The 23,147-nt window shown below is 67.1% G+C and carries 20 protein-coding genes; 7 read left to right on the plus strand and 13 right to left on the minus strand.

Annotated elements, in window-relative coordinates:
• Nucleotides 1–35: 35 nt before the first annotated feature.
• On the plus strand, nucleotides 36–1,310 hold the full coding sequence (locus ACFXP9_RS10495; RefSeq protein ID WP_397208393.1) for a bifunctional folylpolyglutamate synthase/dihydrofolate synthase: 1,275 nt from the start codon (nucleotides 36–38) through the stop codon (nucleotides 1,308–1,310).
• A 146-nt stretch (nucleotides 1,311–1,456) separates the two neighbouring features.
• On the opposite strand, the gene ACFXP9_RS10500 is transcribed toward ACFXP9_RS10495, so the two are convergent.
• The 3 genes from ACFXP9_RS10500 to ACFXP9_RS10510 all read right to left on the minus strand — a co-directional run bounded on the left by ACFXP9_RS10500 (nucleotide 1,457) and on the right by ACFXP9_RS10510 (nucleotide 4,543).
• Nucleotides 1,457–2,674 carry an aminotransferase-like domain-containing protein gene (locus ACFXP9_RS10500; protein ID WP_397208394.1) on the minus strand — a complete coding sequence of 406 codons (1,218 nt, stop codon included), beginning with the start codon at nucleotides 2,672–2,674 and terminating at the stop codon, nucleotides 1,457–1,459.
• Between the two features lie 72 nt (nucleotides 2,675–2,746).
• Complete coding sequence (zapE, locus tag ACFXP9_RS10505) at nucleotides 2,747–3,862, minus strand: cell division protein ZapE (RefSeq protein ID WP_397208396.1); 1,116 nt, start codon at nucleotides 3,860–3,862, stop codon at nucleotides 2,747–2,749.
• A gap of 69 nt (nucleotides 3,863–3,931) precedes the next feature.
• Entirely contained in the window at nucleotides 3,932–4,543 is a 612-nt protein-coding gene (locus ACFXP9_RS10510) for a DUF6778 family protein (protein WP_397208397.1), read from the minus strand.
• A gap of 232 nt (nucleotides 4,544–4,775) precedes the next feature.
• Between ACFXP9_RS10510 and ACFXP9_RS10515 the strand changes: the two genes are divergently transcribed.
• On the plus strand, nucleotides 4,776–6,209 hold the full coding sequence (locus tag ACFXP9_RS10515) for a coniferyl aldehyde dehydrogenase (RefSeq protein WP_397208398.1): 1,434 nt from the start codon (nucleotides 4,776–4,778) through the stop codon (nucleotides 6,207–6,209).
• A 53-nt stretch (nucleotides 6,210–6,262) separates the two neighbouring features.
• On the opposite strand, the gene ACFXP9_RS10520 is transcribed toward ACFXP9_RS10515, so the two are convergent.
• Complete coding sequence (locus tag ACFXP9_RS10520) at nucleotides 6,263–8,275, minus strand: TonB-dependent receptor domain-containing protein (RefSeq protein ID WP_397208399.1); 2,013 nt, start codon at nucleotides 8,273–8,275, stop codon at nucleotides 6,263–6,265.
• A gap of 222 nt (nucleotides 8,276–8,497) precedes the next feature.
• Here ACFXP9_RS10520 and ACFXP9_RS10525 point away from each other — a divergent pair, with 222 nt between their 5' ends.
• The 4 genes from ACFXP9_RS10525 (at nucleotide 8,498) to nadC (ending at nucleotide 12,848) form a co-directional block, all read left to right on the plus strand.
• On the plus strand, nucleotides 8,498–9,406 hold the full coding sequence (locus tag ACFXP9_RS10525; RefSeq protein WP_397208400.1) for an NUDIX hydrolase: 909 nt from the start codon (nucleotides 8,498–8,500) through the stop codon (nucleotides 9,404–9,406).
• Nucleotides 9,407–9,473: 67 nt separating this feature from the next.
• Entirely contained in the window at nucleotides 9,474–10,448 is a 975-nt protein-coding gene (gene nadA, locus ACFXP9_RS10530) for a quinolinate synthase NadA (RefSeq protein WP_397208401.1), read from the plus strand.
• The gene (locus tag ACFXP9_RS10535) at nucleotides 10,445–11,986 is read left to right on the plus strand and encodes an L-aspartate oxidase (RefSeq protein ID WP_397208403.1); all 1,542 of its coding nucleotides are present in this window, start codon (nucleotides 10,445–10,447) and stop codon (nucleotides 11,984–11,986) included. Before nadA ends, ACFXP9_RS10535 begins: the two co-directional genes overlap by 4 nt.
• 1 nt (nucleotide 11,987) lies before the next feature.
• Nucleotides 11,988–12,848, plus strand: coding sequence for a carboxylating nicotinate-nucleotide diphosphorylase (nadC, locus tag ACFXP9_RS10540; RefSeq protein ID WP_397208404.1), 861 nt, complete (start codon nucleotides 11,988–11,990; stop codon nucleotides 12,846–12,848).
• 38 nt (nucleotides 12,849–12,886) lie between these two features.
• On the opposite strand, the gene ACFXP9_RS10545 is transcribed toward nadC, so the two are convergent.
• Genes ACFXP9_RS10545 through ACFXP9_RS10565 form a run of 5 tightly spaced genes read right to left on the minus strand, consistent with a single transcriptional unit; the run spans nucleotide 12,887 to nucleotide 18,481 of the window.
• On the minus strand, nucleotides 12,887–13,660 hold the full coding sequence (locus ACFXP9_RS10545; RefSeq protein ID WP_397208405.1) for an enoyl-CoA hydratase-related protein: 774 nt from the start codon (nucleotides 13,658–13,660) through the stop codon (nucleotides 12,887–12,889).
• 11 nt (nucleotides 13,661–13,671) lie between these two features.
• The gene (locus ACFXP9_RS10550; RefSeq protein WP_397208406.1) at nucleotides 13,672–14,799 is read right to left on the minus strand and encodes an acyl-CoA dehydrogenase family protein; all 1,128 of its coding nucleotides are present in this window, start codon (nucleotides 14,797–14,799) and stop codon (nucleotides 13,672–13,674) included.
• Nucleotides 14,799–15,989: an acetyl-CoA C-acetyltransferase gene (locus tag ACFXP9_RS10555; RefSeq protein ID WP_397208407.1), complete on the minus strand. Its 1,191-nt coding sequence runs from the start codon at nucleotides 15,987–15,989 to the stop codon at nucleotides 14,799–14,801. Before ACFXP9_RS10555 ends, ACFXP9_RS10550 begins: the two co-directional genes overlap by 1 nt.
• A 47-nt stretch (nucleotides 15,990–16,036) precedes the next feature.
• Entirely contained in the window at nucleotides 16,037–16,804 is a 768-nt protein-coding gene (locus ACFXP9_RS10560) for a 3-hydroxyacyl-CoA dehydrogenase (RefSeq protein ID WP_397208408.1), read from the minus strand.
• 9 nt (nucleotides 16,805–16,813) lie between these two features.
• Nucleotides 16,814–18,481: an acyl-CoA synthetase gene (locus tag ACFXP9_RS10565; RefSeq protein WP_397208409.1), complete on the minus strand. Its 1,668-nt coding sequence runs from the start codon at nucleotides 18,479–18,481 to the stop codon at nucleotides 16,814–16,816.
• 145 nt (nucleotides 18,482–18,626) lie between these two features.
• Here ACFXP9_RS10565 and ACFXP9_RS10570 point away from each other — a divergent pair, with 145 nt between their 5' ends.
• Nucleotides 18,627–19,637: an AraC family transcriptional regulator gene (locus tag ACFXP9_RS10570; RefSeq protein WP_397208410.1), complete on the plus strand. Its 1,011-nt coding sequence runs from the start codon at nucleotides 18,627–18,629 to the stop codon at nucleotides 19,635–19,637.
• Here the strand turns inward: ACFXP9_RS10570 and ACFXP9_RS10575 are convergent.
• The 4 genes from ACFXP9_RS10575 to ACFXP9_RS10590 all read right to left on the minus strand — a co-directional run bounded on the left by ACFXP9_RS10575 (nucleotide 19,598) and on the right by ACFXP9_RS10590 (nucleotide 23,079).
• A complete protein-coding gene (locus ACFXP9_RS10575; RefSeq protein ID WP_397208411.1) occupies nucleotides 19,598–20,368 on the minus strand; it encodes a LamB/YcsF family protein in 771 nt (256 codons plus the stop codon). The two genes, ACFXP9_RS10570 and ACFXP9_RS10575, sit on opposite strands and share 40 nt — an antisense overlap.
• Complete coding sequence (locus tag ACFXP9_RS10580) at nucleotides 20,365–21,429, minus strand: biotin-dependent carboxyltransferase family protein (protein ID WP_397210198.1); 1,065 nt, start codon at nucleotides 21,427–21,429, stop codon at nucleotides 20,365–20,367. The genes ACFXP9_RS10575 and ACFXP9_RS10580 overlap by 4 nt, the downstream gene beginning before the upstream one ends.
• Nucleotides 21,426–22,160: a 5-oxoprolinase subunit B family protein gene (locus ACFXP9_RS10585; RefSeq protein ID WP_397208413.1), complete on the minus strand. Its 735-nt coding sequence runs from the start codon at nucleotides 22,158–22,160 to the stop codon at nucleotides 21,426–21,428. The genes ACFXP9_RS10580 and ACFXP9_RS10585 overlap by 4 nt, the downstream gene beginning before the upstream one ends.
• Nucleotides 22,161–22,287: 127 nt before the next feature.
• A complete protein-coding gene (locus ACFXP9_RS10590) occupies nucleotides 22,288–23,079 on the minus strand; it encodes an outer membrane protein (RefSeq protein ID WP_397208414.1) in 792 nt (263 codons plus the stop codon).
• Nucleotides 23,080–23,147 lie beyond the last annotated feature (68 nt).

Consider the following 23,147-nt stretch of genomic DNA (forward strand, 5'->3'; position numbering starts at 1 on the left):
CGCGCCGCCGGTGGGGCCTTTGAACGGGCAAAACCATGATCACATCCGATGCCATCCTTGACCGGCTGCTGACACTGCACCCAAAGGTCATCGACCTGTCGCTGGACCGGATGCAGCGCCTGCTGGATGCTTTGGGACACCCCGAACGGGCGCTGCCCCCGGTGATCCACATTGCCGGAACCAATGGCAAGGGCAGCACCCAGGCCATGATCCGCGCCGGGCTTGAGGCAGCGGGCAAGCGCGTGCACGCCTATACCTCGCCGCATCTGGCGCGGTTTCACGAACGTATCCGGCTGGCCGGAACGCTGATCGCGGAACCCGATCTGGCCGCCCTGCTGGCGGAATGCGAGGTTGCCAATGACGGCCAGCCGATCACCTTTTTCGAAATCACCACCGCCGCCGCGCTGCTGGCCTTTTCGCGCGTGCCCGCCGATTATACCCTGCTGGAGGTCGGGCTTGGCGGGCGGCTGGACGCCACCAATGTCATCGACACCCCGCGCCTGACCATCATCACCCCGGTCAGCATCGACCACACCCAGTATCTGGGCGACACCCTGCCCGAAATCGCCGCCGAAAAGGCCGGGATCATCAAACGCCGGGTGCCGGTCATCATCGCCCCCCAGCCCGACGAGGCGCAGGCGGTGATCGAAACCATCGCCGCGCGCAACATGGCCCCCGTCATCGCCGCAGGCCAGCATTACAGCTGCACGCGCGAGGGCGATTCGCTGATCTGGCAGGATGAACGCGGCCTGATGGACCTGCCGCTGCCGGTTCTGCCCGGCCCGCATCAGGTCGAAAACGCCGGCACCGCCATCGCCGCGCTGCGGGAACTGGGCTTTGCCGCCCCCGAGGCGCAGGCCGCCCTGACCCGCACCCACTGGCCCGCCCGGATGCAGCGCCTGACCAGCGGCCCGCTGGCCGATATCGCGCGCGATGCGGGCTGTGAATTATGGCTTGATGGCGGCCATAACCCGGCTGGCGGTCAGGCCGTCGCCGCCACGCTGCGCGCCATGCCAGCCCGCCCCACCCACCTGATCTGCGGGATGCTGAATACCAAGGACGTGGCCGGATATATGCGCCCGCTGGCGGCGCTGGCCGACAGCCTGACCGCCGTGCCCATCCCCGGCGAGGCCAATACCCTGCCCGCCCAGACCACCGCGCAGGCGGCCCGCAGCGTCGGGCTGACCGCCACGCAGGCCGACTCGACCGAAGACGCCATCCGCCAACTGACGGCCGCCCATCCCGGCGCCCGTCTGCTGATCTGCGGATCGCTGTATCTGGCCGGGCGGGTGCTGCGCGAAAACGGCTGAAGGGGAAGGGGCGCTGCCCCTCGGGCCTGCGGCCCTCACCCCGAGGTATTTGGAACAGGCGCGAGGGGGCCGGGCTTCTTCGTTGTCCAAATACCCGGCGGCGCCAGCCACCCTGTGCCCCCGCGCGGGTTGGGGTCGCGGCGCCCCTAGCCCGCCTGCGCGGCGCGGATAACACGCCCCAGACGCGCCATGCCTTCGTCGATCATCGGCTTGTCATGCAGCGAAAATGACAGGCGGATGGTATTGCCGCCCGATCCGTCAGCAAAGAAGGCCCGCCCCGGCACAAAGGCCACGCGTTCGCTTTCCAGCGCGCGGGCCAGCAGGTCGGCGCCGTCCATCGCCTGTGGCAGGGTAATCCAGACGAACATGCCGCCCTCGGGGCGGGTCCAGCTGACGCCCTTGGGCATTTCGCGGCTCAGGGCCTCAAGCAGCCATGTCCGGCGCTGGCCATAGACCTGACGCAGCTTGTCGACATGGGTGGCAAAAACCGTCCGCGCGACCTGTTCGGTGGCGATCTGGTTCAGCGTGGCGCTGTGCAGATCGGCGGCCTGTTTCATCAGCACCAGCCGCCCGATCACCTGTTTGGCGGCGCAGACCCAGCCCACGCGCAGCCCCGGCGCCAGCGTTTTGGAAAACGACCCGCAATAGACGGTGCGGCAGGCTTCGATGCTGCCTTTGCGGGCAATCTCGGTCGCCAGAATCGGCGGGATCGCCGCCCCGTCATAGCGCAGCGCCTGATAGGCCCCGTCCTCGACCACCGCGATGTCCAGCCGGTCTGCCAGATCCAGCAATTTTTCGCGCCCGGCCTGATCGACCGTCTGGCCGGTCGGGTTGGCGAAATCGGCCGAGAGATAGGCGAATTTGACCCGCCCCCCGTTTTCCGCCGCCCGCTGGCGATAGGCATCGGCATCGCGGTTATCGTTCGGGACCAGCCGGTCATAGACGGGTTCATAGGCGTTGAACGCCCCCAGCGCCCCCATATAGGTCGGCCAGCCCACCAGCACCGTGTCATTGGGCGCCAGCATCAGCTTGGCCAGATAGTCCAGCGCCTGTTGCGACCCCGAGGTGATCAGGATGTTATCGGCATCGCAGGGCACGCCGATCGCGGCCATTTCCCCGGCGATCCAGTCACGCAGCGGGCGATAGCCCTCGGACACGGAATATTGCAGCGCCGTGCCTGCCGCCGGGCCGGTCAGCGCCTGCGCCATGGCATCGCGAAAGGCATTGGCGGGGAACAGCGCCGGGTCGGGGATACCCCCCGCGAAAGAGATAATGTCCGGCTGGTCCAGCAATTTCAGCAATTCACGGATTTCCGAAGCCCGCATCCGCGACATGCGCGGGGCCAGGATTTCTTGCCAGGACATGTGTTTTCCCTCTGCCTTCAAAGCCCGGCAAGCCTGCCGGTCAGGCAGTCTTGCGCGGATGCTGTAACCAAGTCAATCGGGCTGACCTTGCCGGTCCTGACCCCAGTTCGCATCCTGCATTTCCCGCAGGCGCGAGGCCGTCCGCTCGAACTCGAAGGCGCCTTCGCCGGTGCCGTAAAGCTGTTCGGGTTGGGCCGCCGCGCTGGCGATGACGCGGGTCTTGGCCTCGTACAGGGCGTCGATCAGGGTGACAAAGCGCTTGGCCTCGTTAAAGGCGGTGCGGTCCAGTTGCGGGATGTCGTCGACGAACAGCACCGACACTGCCGCCGCGATGGCCAGATAATCGGCCGGTCCCAGCGCATGGGCGCATAAATCGGCAAAACCGGCCCGCGCCACCCCGTCATCATGCGCCGGCAGCGTGACTGAACGGCCCTTGACCGTCAGCACCAGCGGCGCGACCTGATCGCCATCGGTCATGCCCTGCCACAGCGCGTCCATTTCCGTTCGCGCGGTGCCATCCAGCGGGCTGAACCAGACCTGATGCCCGGTCAGCCGGTCCTGCCGGTGGTCACGCGGGCTGGCCAGTTCAACCACCGCCATGCGTTGCTTGATCAGCGCGATGAAAGGCAGGAAAAGCTGGCGGTTCAGGCCGTTTTTATACAGGTCGTCCGGCACCCGGTTCGAGGTGGTGACGATCGTCACCCCCTGTTCGAACAGCAACTGAAACAGCCGCCCCACGATCATGGCATCGGCAATGTCGGTGATCTGCATCTCGTCGAAACACAGCAGCCGCGCCTGTGCGGCCACCTGTGCGGCGACGGGGCGGACGGCATCGGCATCGCCGCGCTGGCGGGCGGCGTTCAGCCCGGCCTGAATATCCTGCATGAAGGCATGGAAATGCACCCGGCGCACCGGCACCGGCGACACCTGCGTCAGCATATCCATCAGCATGGATTTGCCGCGCCCGACGCCCCCCCACAGATACAGCCCCTGCGGGCCGGCATCCGGGGCCGGGGCGGCGCTGCGGCCCAACAGGCGCGACAACAGCCCGCCCTGCGCGGGGGCCGGCGCGGCGGACAGTTGCGCAATCACCCGGTCCAGCACCGGCAGCACCGCCCGCTGCGCCGGGTCCGGCGAGACGCGGCCCGCAGCCACGGCGGATTCGTAAAGATCGGTAACAGCACCCATGCCCCGGCATTGCCAAATAAAAAACCGGCCCGCAAGGGGCCGGTCCATGTGTTGTGGGCATGGCTGCCTTTACCGGCCAAGCCGCGAAAAGCCGCCCCGCACATCCTTGCCCTGCCCCAGCCAGTTTTGGGTCACGGCAGCGATATGGTTCACGATCTGCGCGCGCTGGGTAAAGCCCCTGGCGTCGGCCTGATCCCCGGCTTTGCCGGTCAGGGCGGGGAAATCGGCGCGGATCAGCTGGGGTTCGGTCAGCGCGGCGCCGGTTTTGGCGTTAAAGACCTGAACGGTATAGCGGATGTCATGCACCCCGGCATTCATCCATTCGCGCTGGCGCGTCACCGGGGTGACAGCGTGGAACTGCTGAATGACGGCCTCGACCCGGACGGGGGTTTTGCCGCGCGCGACGGTGGCGCCGCGCTGAATACCCTCGCGCACGATGGCGGCGGCCTGTGCGCGGCGGTCGCCATAGGGTTCGCCGTGCCAGACCACGTCGAAATTGGGGGTATAGCTGTTCACCTCGCTGGTGGTCAGGGTCTGCGGGGCGGTGACATTGACCGCCGCCACGCGCCATTGCGCGGCCTGTGCCGCCGGCACCTGAACATAGTTGGTTTCCCAGTTCGAGCTGGCACAGCCCGCAACCGTCAGCGCCAGCCCGCAGGCCAGGGCAATCTGTTTCAGCATCGAATCGTCCTTTCCGTCTGGCGCGGCCATCTGGTGGAACTGACGCAGCGGCCACATGATCGCGCCTGATATGCCACGATTCCGCGATCAAGAGAAGCGATTTCACGCAATCCCTTGCCTTTATTCGGATTCATCCCTGCAAAACCGTTAATCGCCCCGGCGCGGCGCGGCGTTGTCAGTTGACTGCGCGGGCTGCTAGGCTGGGGCCAAAGAACAGCCAGCCGGACCCGCCATGACCCCCGACCCGATCCTGACCGCCGCCGACCCGCGCGACCCCAGCCTGCGCGGCAGTTTTGACGCAATGCGCGCCGCCAGCCGCGAACAGCCGCTGACGCCATGGCCCGACCGCGAGGGCTGGTTACAGGCGCTGGCGGCGATGGTGCGCGACAACCGCGACCGTTTTGCCGATGCCATCGCCAGCGATTTCGGCCAGCGCCCCAAGGCCGAAACCGACCTGGCCGAGGTGTTCCCGGTGCTGGACGGCATCCGTGATGCACTGCGCCACGGGCGGCGCTGGATGCGGGTGCGCCGGGCCGGGGTCGGGCTGTGGTTTCGCCCGGCAAGTGCCCAGATCCGGCCCATGCCGCTGGGGCTGGTGGGGATTGTCGCGCCGTGGAACTATCCGCTGATGCTGTCGGCGGGGCCGCTGACATCGGCCTTCGTGGCGGGCAACCGTGCGATGCTGAAACTGTCGGAACACGCCCCCGCCTTTGCCGCCGCCTTTGCCGAGGCCGCGCCACGCTATTTCGACCCAGAGGTGTTAAGCGTCGTTACCGGCGGGCCGCAGATCGCGCAGGATTTCACCGCCCTGCCCTTTGACCACCTGCTGTTTACCGGATCGACCGCCGTCGGGCGTCACGTCATGCGGGCGGCGGCGGATAACCTGACGCCGGTGACGCTGGAACTGGGGGGCAAATCGCCGGTGCTGATCGCGCCGGATGCGCGGCTGGACCATGCCGCCGCGCGGGTGATGGCGGGCAAGTTGCTGAATGCGGGCCAGACCTGCATCGCCCCCGATTACGTCCTGATCCCCCGCGCGCGCGAGGGCGATTTCATCGCCGCCTGCCGCAAATGGGTGGGCAGGCATTACCCCGATCTGGCCAACAGCCGCGATTACGCCCGGATCATCAACAGCCGCCAATATGACCGCCTGACCGCCGCCGTGGCGCAGGCACGGCAAGGGGGGGCGACGCTGCACCACCTGTCGGCGGCGCAACCCGATGCGGCCAGCCGGCTGATGCCGCCGGTCGCGCTGACCGGGCCAATCACCGGGCCGCTGGCGGACGAGGAAATCTTTGGCCCCGTCCTGCCGGTGCTGCCCTATGACGACCTGCGCGCGGCGGTGGCGCATATCACCGACCGCCCGCGCCCGCTGGCCTTTTACCCCTTTACCGATGATGACCAGACGCGCGACCTGCTGCTGGCCTCGGTCGTGGCGGGGGGGGTGACGGTCAATGACACGGTGCTGCATGTGGCGCAGCATGGCCTGCCCTTTGGCGGCGTGGGCGACAGCGGCATCGGCGCCTATCACGGCAAGGCGGGCTTTGACCGGCTGTCGCATCTGCAACCGGTGCTGCGGCAGGCGCGGCTGAACGGGGCGGGGCTGATCGCGCCGCCCTATGGCCGCCGCTTCCGCAGCCTGATGCGGCTGATGATCGGCAAGTAACGGACATGAAAAAGGCCCCCGCAGGGGCCTTTTCCAAAAGCATCATCGCCGGGTCAGAAATCCATCTTGACCCCAAGCGTCACCGTGCGGCCGGGGGCATAGACCGGCTGGACCCCTTTGCTCTCACGCTGGACATAGCTGCTGCGCTCGTAATAAGCCTTGTCGAACAGGTTATCGACATTCAGATGCACCACGACATTGTCGTAACTGGCCGGGCGCCATTCGGCATAGGCATTCACCACCGTGTAAGAATCATGGTTGTTGAAACCTTCCGGGGTCAGGTAATCGCCCGACAGCTTGTTCGCCCATTCCAGCCCGGCACCCAGTTTCAGGTTATATTCCGGCACCGCCTGATCGACGAACAGGGTGGCAAGGCTGCCAACCGGCATCGCGGTGCCCCCCCACGGCAGAATCTTTTCACCGCCACGGGTCACATCGGCGCGGGTAAAGCTGCCGCCGACGCGGCCAGTGTCCCAGTTATAGGCGGCCTGCATAGTCACGCCACGACTGCGGATTTCACCTTCATTGACCAGCATGAACACCGCCGGGTCAGTGTCATATTTGCCCAGATTTTTCAGCTTGGTATCGAAATAGGTGATGTTTCCGGTCCAGTTGGCCTGATCGGCGTTCAGACCCAGCTTGAAATTGGTGGCCGTGGCGGGCTTGTAATCGGCCACGGTGCGGAAGGCATCAGTACGCACGTGCAGCAGCCCGAATTCGCCCACGTCATAGCCCAGCCAGCTGCGCGAGGCACCGGCAAAGACCTCGTATCCATCCGCGAACTCATAGGACAGCGTGGCGTTCAGGCTGCCGCCGCTGTCGCTGAAACGCTTGCTGTTATAGTCGGTCATGCGGTGATGGTCGAAACGCGCCCCGGTGGACAGGTCGATGCCATTGGCAAATTCGAACCGGCCCTGCACGAAGGCCCCCACCTGCATGGTTTCGATGGTCCAATAGCGCTTGGTGGTGGTGGAATAATTGTCGATTTCATAATCGTCATAGGCGAAATCGACACCCGCCGTAATCGTACCCGACGCGACCTGATAGGTGTTCTTGACCACACCGCCGATGGTGCGGGTTTCCATATCCATATCGCCGTTGAACTGGCGTGGTGCGCCGGTCTGATAGTCGGGGCGCCAGTATGCGCTGCGGCGGACATACAGTTCGACCTGCGGGTCCCATGCGGCGGTGGGGGCGGTGGTGCTGTATTTCAGGCGCAGCGTGTTATTGGTGATCTTCAGCGGATAGGTGTCGTTGGTGCGCGCCAGATCCATGTTCATCTTGATCACGCGGTCGGCGTTGTCCTTGCCGTATTCATAGGCCAGCTCGACCCGGTGGCCCTCGAATTCATAGCCGGTCTTGACCAGCGCGCCTTTGGATTTCGGGGCGCTGCCCGGCAGGGTGCGGCCATTGGCGGCCTCGTAATCGGTGCCATTGGCGCTGTGGACCATCGCGAACCAGTCAAAGCCCTGATAAACGCCGTAACCCGCCAGCGTGCCCGAAAAGCCGCGCCCGTTGCTGCCATAGGACAGGCCGACGCGCCCCCCCTGCGTGCGGCCATCGCGCAGCAGGTCGCGCGCGCCAACGGTTTCATAACGCACCGCACCTGCCGCCGCGCCAAAGCCGGAATCGGCAGCGGCGGCGCCGGCCTCGACCTCGACCGATTTCAGGAAGGCGGGGTCGACGACGCTGGACCCGGTATGGTGCCAGCCGGTGCGCGGCTGCGGGGTGCCATCGACGGTGACCGCAAGGTTCGACTGTTCCAGCCCGAACACATGAATGCGCTTGGACGGCCCGGCCCCGCCCGAAACCGCAACAGCGGAATTGCGCGAAAACAGTTCCGACACATCGGCGGGCTGAAGCGCCTCGATATCCTCTTCGGACACGGCGACGCCGCCGGTCGCGGTGACGTTTTCCTTGCCCTTGGCGATCAGGGTGATGCCGTCAAGGCTGAAGGACCGCACGGGCTTGTCGGCCTGTTGGGCCAGCGCCGGGGCCGCGGCCAGCGCGGTGGCCAGCGCCAGAACGGAAACGGTGGCGCGGTGAAGGGGCGGGTGAAGGGACACGGTTTGGCCTTTCGATGATTAACCTGGAAAATGACTCTGTTTCTTCACCCTTCGCGATTCTCAAGTATTTTTGTTGGTTATTAGGCGCACCACAACCCGCGCTGTGACCATATCGCCACAGCCGTGCCCGACGCGGTGATCGCCCGCATTGCGCGGTTTTCCTTGAATGCCGCGCCGGTGCCGCTAAGGAAGGGCGCGACGATGCAACCGTGACAAGGCCCGATGACCGACGCTGACCACACCGCCCGCAGCCCCGATTTGCATGTCGAGCTGATCGCCGTGCTGACCGCCCTTGGCGAAACCGCGCCGATGGTGATGACGCTTGGCGCGGCGGACCGGCTGCCCTCGGGGCCGTTCGCGCAGGAACACCGGTCGCTGCAAACCGGCCTGCGGCGCTGGGTGGAACATCTGACAGGGCACCGGCTGGGATATATCGAACAGCTTTACACCTTTGCCGACCGCGACCGGCAGGCCGCCGATGCGGCGGGGCGGGCGATCTCGATCAGCTATCTGGGGCTGATGCGGGCCGAAATTGCGGATCAGCCGCATACCCGCTGGTGCGACTGGTATGCCTATTTCCCGTGGGAGGACCACCGCAATGGCGAACCCCCGGTCATCGCCGCCGACATCGCCCCGCGCCTGCGGGCATGGGCGGGCGATGACGCGGCAGCATGGGCGCGCGCGGCGGGGCTGTTCGGGCTGGACGGTCAGGGCTGGAACGAAGAACTGGTCCTGCAACGATACGAGCTGCTTTACGCGGCCGGGCTGGTGGCGGAATCGGGCAGCACCGCCCCGGTGCCGGGCCAGCCGATGTTTGCAGATCACCGCCGCATTCTGGCCACGGCGATGGCGCGGCTGCGCACCAAGATCAAATACCGCCCCGTGGTGTTTGAACTGATGCCGCCCGTCTTCACCCTGCTGCATCTGCAACGCGCGGTCGAGGCCCTGTCAGGCCGCAGCATCCACAAACAGAATTTCCGCCGCCTGATCGAACAGCAGGAACTGGTCGAGGACACCGGCGAGGTCGATTCCGGCACCGGCGGCCGCCCGGCAAAGCTGTTCCGGTTTCGCAGCGCGGTTCAGACCGAACGCACCTATCTGGGGACACGGCCACCGGTGTCGCGCGCCTGACGCGAACTTATGCTTGACTTGAGCATAACTTGCTTATACTCACCCCGAGTATAAGGAGGAGACCGCCATGCTCGACACCCGGATCCCGTTGGAACACCTGTATGAACGGCTGCGCAAGCTGGTGCCGCTGCCGGACTGGCTGAACGCGGTGGATGATATTCAGGCCATCCTGCGCCTGAAACAGGAACGTAACGCCCTGATTCTGGCGCATAATTATCAGGTGCCGGAAATCTTTGGCACGGTGTCGGACATTGTCGGTGACAGCCTGGCACTGGCGCGGCGGTCCGCCGATGCGGATGCCGATGTGATCGTCATGGCGGGCGTGCATTTCATGGCCGAAACCACCAAGCTGCTGAACCCGTCGAAAACCGTGCTGATCCCGGATATGGCGGCGGGCTGTTCGCTGGCCGAATCCATCACCCCGGACGATGTGCGCGCGCTGCGTGCGGCGCATCCGGGGGTGCCGGTCATCACCTATGTGAACACCTCGGCGGCGGTGAAGGCGGAATCGGATATCTGCTGCACCTCGGGCAACGCGCTGAAAATCGTCGAGGGTCTGGGCGTGCCGCGTGTCATCATGATTCCCGACGAATATCTGGCCCGGAACATCGCCGCGCAAACCGGGGTCGAGATCATCACATGGGCCGGCCATTGCGAGGTGCATGAACGCTTTACCCCGCAGGACATCCGCGACATGCGCGCGGCCTATCCCGGCGTGACGGTGCTGGCCCATCCCGAATGCCCGCCCAATGTGGTGGCCGAGGCCGATTTCACCGGCTCGACCGCCGCGATGTCGGATTATGTCGCGCAAAACACGCCGGAAAAGGTGATGCTGGTGACCGAATGCTCCATGAGCGATAACGTCGCCATGGCCCATCCGCAGGTCGATTTCGTGCGCCCCTGCAACCTGTGCCCGCATATGAAGCGGATCACCCTGCGCAATATCCGCGCCGCGCTGGAAAACATGCAGCACGAGGTCACCATCGACCCCGCCCTTGCCGCGCCCGCCCGCCGCGCCGTCGAACGGATGCTGGCGATATGACGCTGCGCGCCGATCTGGCCGGTCAGCCGGTCATTATCGGCAGCGGCATTGCCGGGCTGGTCTGCGCGCTGGAACTGGCCGCGCGGCGCCCGGTGGTGCTGGTGACGGCGGCGGATGCGGGGGCGCAAAGCGCGACCCGGTGGGCGCAGGGCGGCATGGCGGCGGCGGTGGGGGCCGATGACAGCCCGGCCCTGCACGCGCGCGACACGCGGGCGGCGGGTGACGGGCTGACCGACCCGGCGGCGGCGGACTGGCTGACCCGCGCCGCGCCGGATGTGGTGGCATGGCTGGCGGCGCGCGGGGTGCGCTTTGACGGCGGGGCCAGCGGCCCGGCGCTGGGGCTTGAGGCCGCGCATTCCCGCCGCCGCATCCTGCACGCCGCCGGGGACGGCACCGGGGCCGAGATCATCCGCGCCCTGACCGCCGCGCTGGACCGCCACCCCCGCATCACCGTGATCGCCGGGGCGCAGGCCCGCCGCCTGCTGACCCGCGACGGACGCATCGCCGGGGTGATCGCTGTAACCGCGACCGGGGCGCTGACCCTGCCCGCCACGCAGGTGGTCCTCGCAACCGGCAGCATTGGCGGGCTGTATCGCGATGCGACCTCGCCCGGTGAAAACTGGGGTCAGGGGCTGGCCATGGCGGCACAGGCGGGGGCGGCGCTGCGCGATCTGGAGTTTGTCCAGTTCCACCCCACCGCGCTGGACGGCCCCGCCCGCCCCATGCCCCTGATCAGCGAGGCCGTGCGCGGCGAAGGCGCGGTGCTGATCGACGAAACCGGCACCCGCTTTGCCACCGCCCTGCCCGGCGCGGAACTGGCGCCGCGCGACCGGCTGGCCCGCGCCATCGCCGCGCATCTGGCCAAGGGGCACCGGGTGTTTCTGGACGCCACCGCCTGTCCCGGGCCGGGTTTTGCCCGCCGCTTTCCCGGCATTGACGCGATCTGTCGTCAGGCCGGCATCGACCCCACGCGCCAGCCGATCCCGGTGCGTCCGGCGATGCATTACCACATGGGCGGCATTGCCACCGACCTGACGGGGCGCAGCAGCCTGCCCGGCCTGTGGGCCTGTGGCGAGGCCGCCTGCACCGGGCTGCACGGCGCCAACCGTCTGGCCAGCAATTCCCTGACCGAGGCCGCCGTTCTGGCCCGTGCCGTGGCCGCCGATATCGCCGCGCAACCGCCCGCGCCGCCGCTTCTGGCGCTGACGACGGATGACGCGCCCCCGCCCGCCGACCCGGCGCCCGCGCGCAGTATCGTGTCGGACCAGCTGGGGCTGGTACGCGATGCGCAGGGCCTGCGCCACGCCATCGCCGCGCTGTTGCCGGTGGCCCAGGGCGATGGCCCGGCCCGCGCCCCGGCGCAGCTGGCGCTGATGATGGCCGTCGCCGCCCATGACCGCTGCGAAAGCCGGGGCGCGCATACCCGCCGCGACCACCCCGCGACGGCGGCGCTGGCCCGGCATTCGACCCTGACGCTGGGGGCCGCACTGGCCCGCGCCGCAGACCTGACCCCGCAACCCCTGACCGAAAGCACCTGACATGCCGCATTTGCCCCCCCTGCCCGCCGTGATGATCGAACCCATGGTCCGCGCCGCCCTGCTGGAGGATCTGGGCCGCGCCGGTGACATCACCACCGATGCCTGCGTTCCGGCACAGGCGCAGGCGGTGCTGGCGCTGACCAGCCGTCAGAACGGGGTCGCGGCGGGGCTGGATCTGGCGCAGATGGCATTTCACCTGATCGACCCCGCGATCCGCTTTGACCGGCGCTGTCAGGATGGCGACCGGCTGACCCCCGGCAGCGTTCTGGCCACGGTCAGCGGCAGCGCCCGCAGCCTGTTGATGGCGGAACGGGTGGCGCTGAATTACCTGTGCCGCCTGTCGGGTATTGCCAGCGTCACCCGCCAGATCGCGGATGCGATTGCCGGTCACAAGGCCCGCATCGCCTGCACCCGCAAGACCACGCCCGGCCTGCGCGCGGTGGAAAAATATGCCGTGCGGGCGGGTGGCGGCAGCAATCACCGCTTTGGGCTGGATGACGCGGTGCTGATCAAGGACAACCACATCGCCATCGCTGGTGGCATCGCCCCCGCGCTGCGCGCCGCACATGCCCATGCCGGGCATCTGGTCAAGATCGAGATCGAGGTCGACACGCTGGACCAGCTGGCACAGGTGCTGAAGATCGGGGCCGATGCGGTGTTGCTGGACAATATGACGCCCGACATGCTGCGTAAGGCGGTGGCGATGGTCGATGGCCGCGCCGTGACCGAGGCCTCGGGCCGGGTCACGCCGGAAACCGCGCCGGTGCTGGCCGCGACGGGGGTCGACCTGATCTCTGCCGGGTGGCTGACCCACAGCGCGCCGATCCTTGATATCGGACTGGATGTGGACGCCCTGTCCTGAAGGCAAAACCGGCGGGACAGGCCCGCCGGTTGAAATGCTTAACCGATGCCTTCAAATCTGGCGGGACGCTTTTCCAGAAAGGCGCCCATCCCCTCGCGCTGGTCGGGGGTGCCGAACAGGCGGTGGAACAGGGCGCGTTCATAGGCCACGCCCTCGGCCAGTGACAATTCCTCGGCGCGCATCACGGCCTCGCGGGCCTGACGGATGGCGGGGCGGGAATAACCGGCAATGGTCTGCGCGGCCTGCATCGCGGTGTCCAGCACCTGATCGTCAGGCACCACGCGGGCGACCAGACCGGCCTGCAAGGCCTCGGCGGCATCCATCATCCGGCCGGTCAGGTGCATGTCCATCGACCGGGCGCGGCCGATCAGTCTGGTCATGCGCTGGGTGCCGCCCATGCCGGCGATGACCCCCAGCTTGACCTCGGGCTGGCCGAATTTCGCGCCCTCGCCGGCAATGGCGAAATCGCACATCATCATCAGTTCGCACCCGCCGCCAAGGGCAAAGCCGTTGACCGCCGCGATCTTGGGCGTGCGCGCGCGGGCGAAATGGTCCCACCCGGCGAAATAGTCGCTTTCGACCATCTCGGCGGCGGTTTTATCGCGCATCTCGGCAATATCGGCGCCGGCGGCAAAGGCGCGTTCGGACCCGGTGATGACAATCGCGCCGATGCCGGTATCGGCGTCGATCTGCTGGACCGCTGTCAGCATTTCCGCCGCGACCTGACTGTTCAGCGCGTTCAGCGCCTTGGGCCGGTCGATGCGGATCAGGGCCACACGGCCCTGTCGGGTGATCTGAATGGTTTCTGGCATAGTCCCCCCTTTCACAGGCCACGCGCAATGACGATGCGCTGCACGTCGCTGGTGCCTTCGTAAATCTGGCAGACCCGGACATCGCGGTAAATCCGTTCCACCGGGTAATCGGCCAGATAGCCATAGCCGCCATGGATCTGGATCGCGTCGGAACAGACCTTTTCCGCCATTTCCGAGGCAAACAGCTTGGCCATGCTGGCCTCTTGCAGGCAGGGCTTGCCCGCCTCGCGCAGGGCGGCGGCGTGCAGGACCATCTGGCGCGCTGCGGCGATTTGGGTGGCCATATCGGCCAGACGGAAGGCGATGGCCTGATGGTCGATGATGGGCTTGCCAAAGGTCACCCGTTCGCGCGCGTAATCGCGGGCGGCCTCGAAGGCGGCGCGGGCCATGCCGACGGATTGCGCGGCAATGCCGATGCGCCCGCCTTCAAGGTTGGCCAGCGCGATCTTATAGCCCTCGCCCTCGGCACCCAGACGGTTTTCGACCGGGATGCGCATATCGTTAAAGGCCAGCGCGCAGGTGTCGGACGAATGCTGCCCCAGCTTCTGTTCCACCGTCACCACCTGATAACCGGGCGTGTCGGTGGGCACGATAAAGGCGGAAATGCCCTTCTTGCCCGCCGCCGGGTCGGTCACCGCGAAAACGATGATGACATTGCCGTTCTGCCCCGAGGTGATGAACTGTTTCGCGCCGTTGATGACATAGTGATCGCCATCACGCACCGCGCGGGTTTTCAGGCTGGACGCATCCGACCCCGCCTGCGGTTCGGTCAGGGCAAAGCCGCCGATCCATTCGCCGCTGGCCAGCTTGGGCAGAAAGCGGCGCTTTTGGTCCCCGGTCCCGAAGCGCAGGATCGGCGCGCAGCCGACCGAGCTGTGCACCGACAGGATGGTCGAACATGCGCCATCGGCGGCGGCGATTTCCTCGAGCGCAAGGGCATAGGCGACGGTGCCGGTGTCGGACCCGCCATATTCATCGGGGACGATCATCCCCAGAAAGCCCAGTTGCCCCATTTCGGTCAGCTGTGCGCGGGGGAAGGCGTGGTCACGGTCGCGGCCCGCGGCGCCGGGGGCAAGGCTGCCCTGGGCGAAATCGCGGGCGGCGTCGCGGATCTGTTCCTGTTCTTCGGTCAGCAACATCACGACACCCGTTCAATGGCGACGGCCGTGGCCTCGCCACCGCCGATGCACAGCGAGGCGACACCGCGCGACAGCCCGTAATGTTCCAGCGCCGCCAGCAGCGTCACCATCACCCGTGCGCCGGACGCGCCGATCGGGTGCCCCAGCGCGCAGGCCCCGCCATGCAGGTTCACCTTGTCATGCGGCAGGTCCAGATCGCGCATCGCGGCCATGGTGACGACGGCGAAGGCCTCGTTGATCTCGAACAGGTCGACATCCTTCAGGTCCCAGCCGGTCTTGGCGGCCAGCTTTTGCATCGCGCCAATCGGGGCGGTCGGGAACAGGTTGGGCTTGTCGGCATGGGTGCTGTGGCCGACGATCACCGCGCGCGGGGTCAGCCCCAGCGCCTGCGCCTGCGAACGCCGCATCAGCACCAGCGCCGCCGCCCCGTCCGAAATGGACGAGCTGTTCGCCGCCGTCACCGTCCCATCCCTGGCAAAGGCCGGTTTCAGCGTCGGAATCTTGTCGGGGCGGGCATTGCCGGGCTGTTCGTCGGTATCGACCACCACGTCCCCCTTGCGGGTCGTGACGGTGACGGGGGTGATCTCAGCGGTAAAGCGGCCCTGCGCGATGGCGTCATTCGCCCGGCTTAACGAGGCGATGGCGAAATTGTCCTGTTCCTCGCGGGTAAAGCCATAGGATTGGGCGCATTCCTCGGCAAAGGTGCCCATCAGGCGGCCTTTGTCATAGGCGTCTTCCAGCCCGTCAAGGAACATGTGGTCCATGACCTGACCGTGCCCCATGCGCATCCCGGCACGCGCCTTGGGCAGCAGATAGGGCGCGTTGGACATGCTTTCCATGCCGCCCGCCACGATGACATCGGCACTGCCGGCCAGCAGGCTGTCATGGGCGAACATCGCGGCCTTCATCCCCGATCCGCACATCTTGTTGACCGTGGTCGCGCCCGCACCCAGCGGCAGGCCCGCCCCCAGCGCGGCCTGCCGCGCCGGGGCCTGACCCTGACCGGCGGGCAGGACACAGCCCATGATGATTTCCTGCACGGCCTCGGGCGACAGCCCGGCCCCGTCCAGCGCGCCCCGAATGGCCGCCGCCCCCAGTTCCGCGGCGCTCAGCGGCGCAAAGGCGCCCTGAAAGCCGCCCATCGCCGTGCGCGCGGCGCCAACGATGACAATCGGATCGTCCTGTTTCATGTCGTTTCCCTTTCTGGTCCTGCATCCGGCCTTGTCAGGTCCGGCGGTTATTTCGGTGCCATGCGCAGCGCGCCGTCCAGACGGATGACCTCGCCGTTCAGCATCTGGTTTTCGACGATATGGCGCACCAGCGCGGCATATTCGGCGGGCTGGCCCAGACGCGGCGGGAAGGGGACATTGGCCCCCAGCGAATCCTGCACCTCCTGGGGCAGGCCGGCCATCATCGGGGTGCCGAAAATGCCCGGCGCGATGGTCACGACGCGAATGCCGTGACGGGCCAGTTCGCGCGCGGCGGGCAGGGTCAGCGCGGCCACGCCGCCCTTGGACGCGGCATAGGCCGCCTGCCCGATCTGGCCGTCCATCGCCGCGATCGAGGCGGTATTGATGATCACCCCGCGTTCGCCGCCCTGACCGGCCTCGTTTTTGGCGATGGCATCGGCGGCAAGGCGCAGCATGTTGAACGTGCCGATCAGGTTGATGGTGATGGCGCGGGCAAAGCTGTCCAGCCGGTGCGGGCCTTCACGACCGACGATTTTCTCGCCCGGGGCGATACCGGCGCAATTGACCAGCGCGTCAATGCGGCCAAAGGCGTCCTGCGCGGCCTGAATGGCGGCCTGACCGTCGGCCTCGCTGGTGACATCGGTGGCGACGAAACGGGCGCTGTCGCCCAACGCATCGGCATGGGCCTGCCCGGCGTCCTTGTTGACGTCCAGCAACACGGCCTTGCCGCCCTGCGCGACGACCATTTCAGCCACCGCCGCGCCAAGGCCGGACCCGGCGCCGGTGATCAGGAAAACACGATCTTTGATCTGCATGGGATATCCTTACTGTTTCGCCAGTTTTTCGACTTCGGCCTTGCGCAGCATGAAACGCTGGATCTTGCCGCTGGGGGTCTTGGGCAGTTCCGCGACGAAATCAATCGCGCGCGGATAGGCATGGGCGGACAGGCGTTTGCGCACATGCTGGCGCAGTTCCTCGGCCAGATCGTCGCCCGGCGTGGCGCCGCGCGCAAGGATGCAGAACGCCTTGACGATCTCGGTCCGGTCGGGGTCGGGCACGCCGATCACGGCAGCCTCGGTCACGGCCGGGTGTTCCAGCAGCGCGCTTTCCACGTCGAACGGCCCGATACGATAGCCCGACGAGGTGATCACGTCATCCGAACGCCCGATAAAGCTGATCGAGCCGTCATCCTCGAACTCGACACTGTCGCCGGTATAATAATACCCGTTCGCAATCGCGGGCGTCTCCTTTTTGTAATAGCCGCTGAACCACAAAAGCGGCGAATTGGCGGTGTCGACGGCCAGAATGCCGGGCTGGTTCGGCCCCAGTTCCCTGCCGTTTTCATCCAGCACCGCAATGCGATAGCCCGGCATGGCATAGCCCGCCGACCCGGCCCGCACCGGGTGGTCCAGCCCGTGATGGTTATTGACCACCATACCCAGCTCGGTCTGGCCGTAATGATCGTGAATGGGGGCGTCCAGATGGGCGTCGAACCAACGAATGACCTCGGGGTTCAGGGGTTCACCGGCGCTGGACACGACGCGCAGACGACCCTTGACGCGTTCGGCGGCCTCGGCCCCGGCGGCGATCAGCAGGCGATAGGCGGTGGGCGAACCGGCAAGGTTCGTCACCCCCAGCTTTTCGATGATGTCATAGGTGGATTCGGCGGTAAAACCGCCCTCGAACATGGTCGTGGCCTGCCCCAGCAACAGCGGCCCGGTCACGGCGTAATACAGCCCATAAGCCCAGCCGGGGTCCGCGATGTTCCAGTAAACGTCATCCGCCCGCAATTCGACCGCGTCGCGCATATAGGCGGCAAAGGACAACAGCGCCCGCAGCGGCACCGGCACCCCTTTGGGCAGGCCGGTGGTCCCCGAGGTCGACATCATCATGAACAGGTCATCGCCGCTGCGCGTGACCGGGGTGAAACCGGTGCTGGCCGCCGCCGTCGCGGCGCGGAAATCGACATCGCCCCTGGGCAGCGCGGCGCCGTCAGCCAGGATTGTGGCGATGGGCGGACAGTTTTCGACCTCGTCCAGCTTGGGCCGGTTGGCGCTGTCGGTGACGACAAAGCGCGCGCCGCTGGTGCGAAAGCGCTGTTCGATCGCCTTGGGGCCAAAGGCCGTGAACAGCGGCTGATACACCCCGCCCGCGCGCCAGACGCCCAGAATGGTGGCGATCAGTTCGGGGATACGCGGCAGCAGCCCCGACACGGTATCGCCCGGTTTGATGCCCTGCGCGACCAGCATATTGGCCACCCGTGCCGACATGTCGCGCAGATCCTCGAACGTATAGGTCTGGTGCTGCCCGTCCGCACCGGCCCAGCGCAGCGCGGCGCGGTTCTGGCCGCAATGGCGGTCACAGCATTCGTCGCAGGCATTCAGCCCGCCAGCCAGATCGCCCTGCAATTCGGCAATGGCGTTTTCGATGCGAAACAGCGCAACGGCGCTGGCATAGCCGGTCTTGCCAGCCGCGGCGGGTTTGTCAGTCATTGGTCTTCTCCTCCACACGCTTTCGCGACGGTGGATGGCCGCGAAAGGTTCCCGGATTGAAAAATGACGGGCTGTCGGATTGCAAACAATGACTTTGGCGGCCTAAAATCGTGATCGGAAATGCCATATTGCGAAGGGGCCGGGGGTGACGGAACGGCGGATGATCCTGCCGGGCTTTGTCTGGGACGCGCTGGACTGTCTGCGCCAGCAGGGGCTGGACGGGGCGCCGGTGCTGCGCGCGGCGGGCCTGCCCGCGCAGGTCAGCGAACCCATCAGCAACCAGCAATATGGCGCGCTGTGGCTGGCCATGGCCGACGCGCTGGAGGACGAGTTCTTTGGCCTTGGCGCCCGCCCGATGCGACCGGGCAGTTTTGCCCTGATGTGTCACGCGGTGATCGACACCCGCACGCTGGACCACGCATTGCGGCGGATGCTGCGATTCCTGCGCGTCGTTCTGGATGACCCGTCGGGGCGCTTAAGCGTGCAGGCCGGGCAGGCCGATATTACCCTGACCGCGCGCCAGCCGCGCACGGCATTTGCCTATCGCACCTATTGGCTGATCCTGATGGGCGTGGCCTGTTGGCTGGTGGGGCGGCGCATTCCGCTGCGCCGGGTCGATTTCGCCTGCCCCGCCCCCGAACACCGCGAGGATTATCACCAGTTCTTTGGCGCCCCGGTGCATTTCGGCCAGCCCGTCAGCCGGCTGGTCATCGACGCCGGGTATCTGGCGCTGCCGGTCATTCGCAGCCCGCAGGCGCTGACCGGGTTTCTGCGCGGGGCGCCGGCGAATATTCTGGTGCGCTATCGCCATGATCAGGGGCTGACGGCGCGCATCCGCAACCTGTTGCAGGCCCGCCCGGCCAGCCAATGGCCCGATGCCGCCGAACTGGCGGCCAGCCTGCGTCTGGCCCCGGCCACCCTGCGCCGCCGCCTGCGCGCCGAGGGCCAAAGCCTTGCCGCCATCAAGGACGAGATCCGCAATGTCCGCGCCCAGACCCTGTTGCGCGACAGCCCGGCCAGCGTGGCCGAAATCGCCGCCGATCTGGGATACAGCGAACCCAGCGCCTTTCACCGCGCCTTTCGCAAATGGACCGGCACCAGCCCCGGCGCCTTCCGTCAGGCGCGCAGAACCTCGGGCAGGTCCACCAGCGCATAACCCGCGCCGCGCAACGCATCGCGCACCGCCGTCGCCGTGGCCAGCGCCGATGGCCCGTCGCCATGCACACAGATGGAATGAATCGGCGTCGCCAGCACCGCGCCCTGCGTGGTCACCAACCCGCCACGGTCCAGCATCGCGATGACATGGGCGGCGGCCTGTTGCGGGTCATGCAGCACCGCGCCCGATGTTCCACGTGAAGCAAGCTGCCCGTCAGGCTGATATGTGCGGTCGGCAAAGGCCTCCAGCGCGACGGGCAGGCCCGCAGCGCGGCCTGCCGCCGCCAGTTCCGACAGGGCCGGGGCCAGCAGGATCAGCGTCGGGTCCAGATCGGCCATCGCCTGCGCGATGACATCTGCCATGGCCCGGTCGGCGCAGGCCTGATTGTTCATGGCACCATGCGGTTTGACATGGCGCAGCACCGCCCCCCCGGCCTGTGCCAGCGCCCGCAACGCGCCGATCTGGGTCAGCACCAGCGCCCGCAAATCATCGGCATCCAGCCGCATGGCCCGCCGGCCAAAGCCCTGAAGGTCGGCATAACCGGGATGCGCCCCGATCCCCACCCCCGCCGCCTGTGCCGCGCGCAACGTGCGCGCCATCACCAAAGGGTCGCCGGCATGGGCACCACAGGCGATATTGGCGCTGCCCACCACCCGCAGCAGCGCCGCATCATCGCCCATCACCCACGGGCCAAAGCCTTCGCCCATATCGGCGTTGATATTGATTTTCATGGCAATTCCCCTTGCAGCGCGTGGTCGAAATGGTCGGGCGCGGCGGCATCAACCACGCCCCCCACCAGATTGCGGGCCAACAGATGCGCCGGGTCCAAGGGCTCGGCCAGCGCGGCGATGCTGTCGATGGCGGCCTGCCGGGCGGCGGCGGCGGCGCGGGCGGCGGCTTCGGCCTGCGCGACGCTGACCAGCGTGAACCGCACCGCATCACCCGGCATCAGTGCCGCCAGCCGGGGCAGGTCGGCGCGAATGACGGTGGCGATCTTGGCATAGCCGCCGGTGGTCTGGGCCTCGGCCAACAGGATGATCGGCTGGCCATTGGCAGGCACCTGAACAGCCCCCGGCACCACCCCGTCCGAAACGATATCGGCCCCCAGATCCGAATGCGCCAGCACCGGCCCGTCCAGCCGCATCCCCATGCGGTCGGTCTGGGCGCCGACAGTAAAGGCCGACCCGGTCAGCACGGCAAAGGCCTGATCGGTGAAATGCGCCTGCTGCGGCCCCGCGACGACGCGGATCGGGCCGGGGTCAGGTGGCGGCGGCGCGGATATCGACAGCATTCCCGACAGCCCCGTGGCCCGCACCGGCAGCAGGTCACCCGCCTGCAACGCGCGCCCCTGCCAGCCGCCAAGCCCCGCCCCCGGCAGGGTCGACCGGCTGCCCAGAAAGCGCGGCACCCCGACCCCGCCGGCAATGGCCAGCAGCGCCGATTGCGTCGGCGCCAGCAGGGTCAGCCGCAGTTCTGCCCCTTCGGGCAGGGTCGCGGCGGTCCAGGGGGGCACGGTGGTGCGGCGCCCGTCGCGATGCAGGATCACCCCGGTTAACAGGCCGCTGGTGGCAAGGCGCACCGGCCCGCCCTCGGCCCGCAGGCGCGGCGGGGTCAGGGCGACCTCAAGCGCCTCGGTGGGGGTGGGGTTGCCCGCCAGCGCATTGACCAGCGCCAGCGCCGCCGCGTCCAGCACGCCCGAGGACGGCACCCCCATCGCCAGCCCGCCGCGAAAGCCGGTATCCTGCACCATGGTCCGCGCGCCGGGGTCCAGAACCCGCAGACCCGCGCTCATTCCGGCACCTGAAATGCGGTGGGGTCCAGCCGCCCGGCGGCCAGATCGGCGGTGATGTCGGCGCATTCCTCGGGCCCGACGGCGCGAAACATCAGCCGGTCGCCAGCCGCCAGCAGCGCCGGGGATGCGGCACGGCGGGCGTCGAACAGCGGCACCGGGCAGTGGCCCAGAATATGCCAGCCGCCCGGACTGTCGCTGGGATAGATCACCCCCAGCCCGTTGGCGATGGCCACCGCCCCCCGCGGCACCCGCGACCGCGGCGAGGACCGGCGCGGCAGCGACATCGTCGCTGGCAGTGTGCCCATAAAGGGCAGGCCGGGCAGAAACCCCAGCGCGTAAATGTCGAAATGCGTCGCGGCATGGGTGGCTGTGATCTGCGCGGCGGGCATGTCCAGCGCCTGTTCCAGCGCTGCCAGATCCATCCCGTCATAGCGACAGGGCAGCCGCCAGTCGCGCCCTGCCCCGCCGGCATCGCCATCCACCCCGGCCAGCAGGTCGCGCACCGCCGCGATCAGCGCGGCCTGATCGCCATGCAGCGGGTCGTAATGCAGGGTGACAGCACAGAAACTGGGGGCCAGTTCCACCGCGCCGGGCAGATCGCCCCGCTCAAGCGGCCGCGCCAGCACCGCCATCGCCGCCCGCACCCGCGCCGCCACCTGTGGCCCAATGGCCGTGCCAAGACGAAAGGTGATGGCGCGATCGGCCAGCGGGTCCACCGCCACAAGCTGCATCCGCCCCCCCCTTCAGGTTTTCCGTGACAGGGTGGCAGCGTAACGCCCGGAACGCCCGACCGAAAGCCCCAGGGCCAAACGCAAAAGGCCGCGCATCTGCGCGGCCTTTCGGAACCATGTGGCGGGATCAGAACTGATAGTTCAGACCCAGTTTCAACGCCCAGTAATCCGGGGTGGCGTTGGTCTGCACCGAATCACCCTCGGCGTCGGTCCAGGTGATTTCGGTCTTGCCATAGTTGTAATATTCGACATCGCCGGTCAGGCTGAGACGTTCGTTCAACTTGCGCTCGGCGCCCAGACCCACCACATAACCGGTCGACGAAAAGCCGCTGCCAAGCCCGATCGCATAGCGACCGTCATCATCGGTGCCGGTTTCCGCCAGATCGTAATCGAACTTGCCATGCGCGATGCCGGCGATGCCATAGACGATGGTATCGGGGCGCAGCTGATAGCCGGTTTTCATCCGCAGGCTGACCGCGTATTTTTCCTTGATTTTGGCGCTGGCCATGGCCGTCACACCATCATCGGAAAAATCGCGGCTGACTTCATCGTCGATATTGCCGCCATGAACCTCAAGCTCGGGGCCGATGACCCATTTGTTGCGTTCCCAGCGATAACCGCCGCGCAGGGCAAGGAACGGCCCCTTGGGCCGCAGCGTGCCGATATCGCCCTGAAACGCGAAATCCGACTGACCGGCATCGCGGTTGAAAACGCCGACGCGGTCGTCGCCATTCATGGCATAACCCAGCGCGGCACCGACATAGGCACCTTCCCAGCCGTTGCTGACCTCTTCCTGAATCGGGGCCACAATAACGGGGTCGGGTTGGGGGGCGACAAAGCCGCCGGCATGGGCCACGGCCACGGGACACATGATAACCGCCGCAGCGGCCAGTTTCGAAATGGCAGATTGGGTCGACATGGGAAAACTCCTAACAGGCGTGGTGACACCGGGGAACGACGAAAATTATACGCCCACAGCAGGACAGA

This window comes from Paracoccus jiaweipingae, from assembly GCF_044335505.1.
Lineage (GTDB): Bacteria > Pseudomonadota > Alphaproteobacteria > Rhodobacterales > Rhodobacteraceae > Paracoccus.

Excerpts from the sequence above, each read along its gene's own strand:
- ACFXP9_RS10495 (WP_397208393.1), top strand. The coding sequence starts at position 36 with ATGATCACATCCGATGCCATCCTTGACCGGCTGCTGACACTGCACCCA.
- ACFXP9_RS10500 (WP_397208394.1), bottom strand. The coding sequence starts at position 2,674 with ATGTCCTGGCAAGAAATCCTGGCCCCGCGCATGTCGCGGATGCGGGCT.
- zapE (WP_397208396.1), bottom strand. The coding sequence starts at position 3,862 with ATGGGTGCTGTTACCGATCTTTACGAATCCGCCGTGGCTGCGGGCCGC.
- ACFXP9_RS10510 (WP_397208397.1), bottom strand. The coding sequence starts at position 4,543 with ATGCTGAAACAGATTGCCCTGGCCTGCGGGCTGGCGCTGACGGTTGCG.
- ACFXP9_RS10515 (WP_397208398.1), top strand. The coding sequence starts at position 4,776 with ATGACCCCCGACCCGATCCTGACCGCCGCCGACCCGCGCGACCCCAGC.
- ACFXP9_RS10525 (WP_397208400.1), top strand. The coding sequence starts at position 8,498 with ATGACCGACGCTGACCACACCGCCCGCAGCCCCGATTTGCATGTCGAG.
- nadA (WP_397208401.1), top strand. The coding sequence starts at position 9,474 with ATGCTCGACACCCGGATCCCGTTGGAACACCTGTATGAACGGCTGCGC.
- ACFXP9_RS10535 (WP_397208403.1), top strand. The coding sequence starts at position 10,445 with ATGACGCTGCGCGCCGATCTGGCCGGTCAGCCGGTCATTATCGGCAGC.
- nadC (WP_397208404.1), top strand. The coding sequence starts at position 11,988 with ATGCCGCATTTGCCCCCCCTGCCCGCCGTGATGATCGAACCCATGGTC.
- ACFXP9_RS10545 (WP_397208405.1), bottom strand. The coding sequence starts at position 13,660 with ATGCCAGAAACCATTCAGATCACCCGACAGGGCCGTGTGGCCCTGATC.
- ACFXP9_RS10550 (WP_397208406.1), bottom strand. The coding sequence starts at position 14,799 with ATGTTGCTGACCGAAGAACAGGAACAGATCCGCGACGCCGCCCGCGAT.
- ACFXP9_RS10555 (WP_397208407.1), bottom strand. The coding sequence starts at position 15,989 with ATGAAACAGGACGATCCGATTGTCATCGTTGGCGCCGCGCGCACGGCG.
- ACFXP9_RS10560 (WP_397208408.1), bottom strand. The coding sequence starts at position 16,804 with ATGCAGATCAAAGATCGTGTTTTCCTGATCACCGGCGCCGGGTCCGGC.
- ACFXP9_RS10565 (WP_397208409.1), bottom strand. The coding sequence starts at position 18,481 with ATGACTGACAAACCCGCCGCGGCTGGCAAGACCGGCTATGCCAGCGCC.
- ACFXP9_RS10575 (WP_397208411.1), bottom strand. The coding sequence starts at position 20,368 with ATGAAAATCAATATCAACGCCGATATGGGCGAAGGCTTTGGCCCGTGG.
- ACFXP9_RS10580 (WP_397210198.1), bottom strand. The coding sequence starts at position 21,429 with ATGAGCGCGGGTCTGCGGGTTCTGGACCCCGGCGCGCGGACCATGGTG.
- ACFXP9_RS10585 (WP_397208413.1), bottom strand. The coding sequence starts at position 22,160 with ATGCAGCTTGTGGCGGTGGACCCGCTGGCCGATCGCGCCATCACCTTT.
- ACFXP9_RS10590 (WP_397208414.1), bottom strand. The coding sequence starts at position 23,079 with ATGTCGACCCAATCTGCCATTTCGAAACTGGCCGCTGCGGCGGTTATC.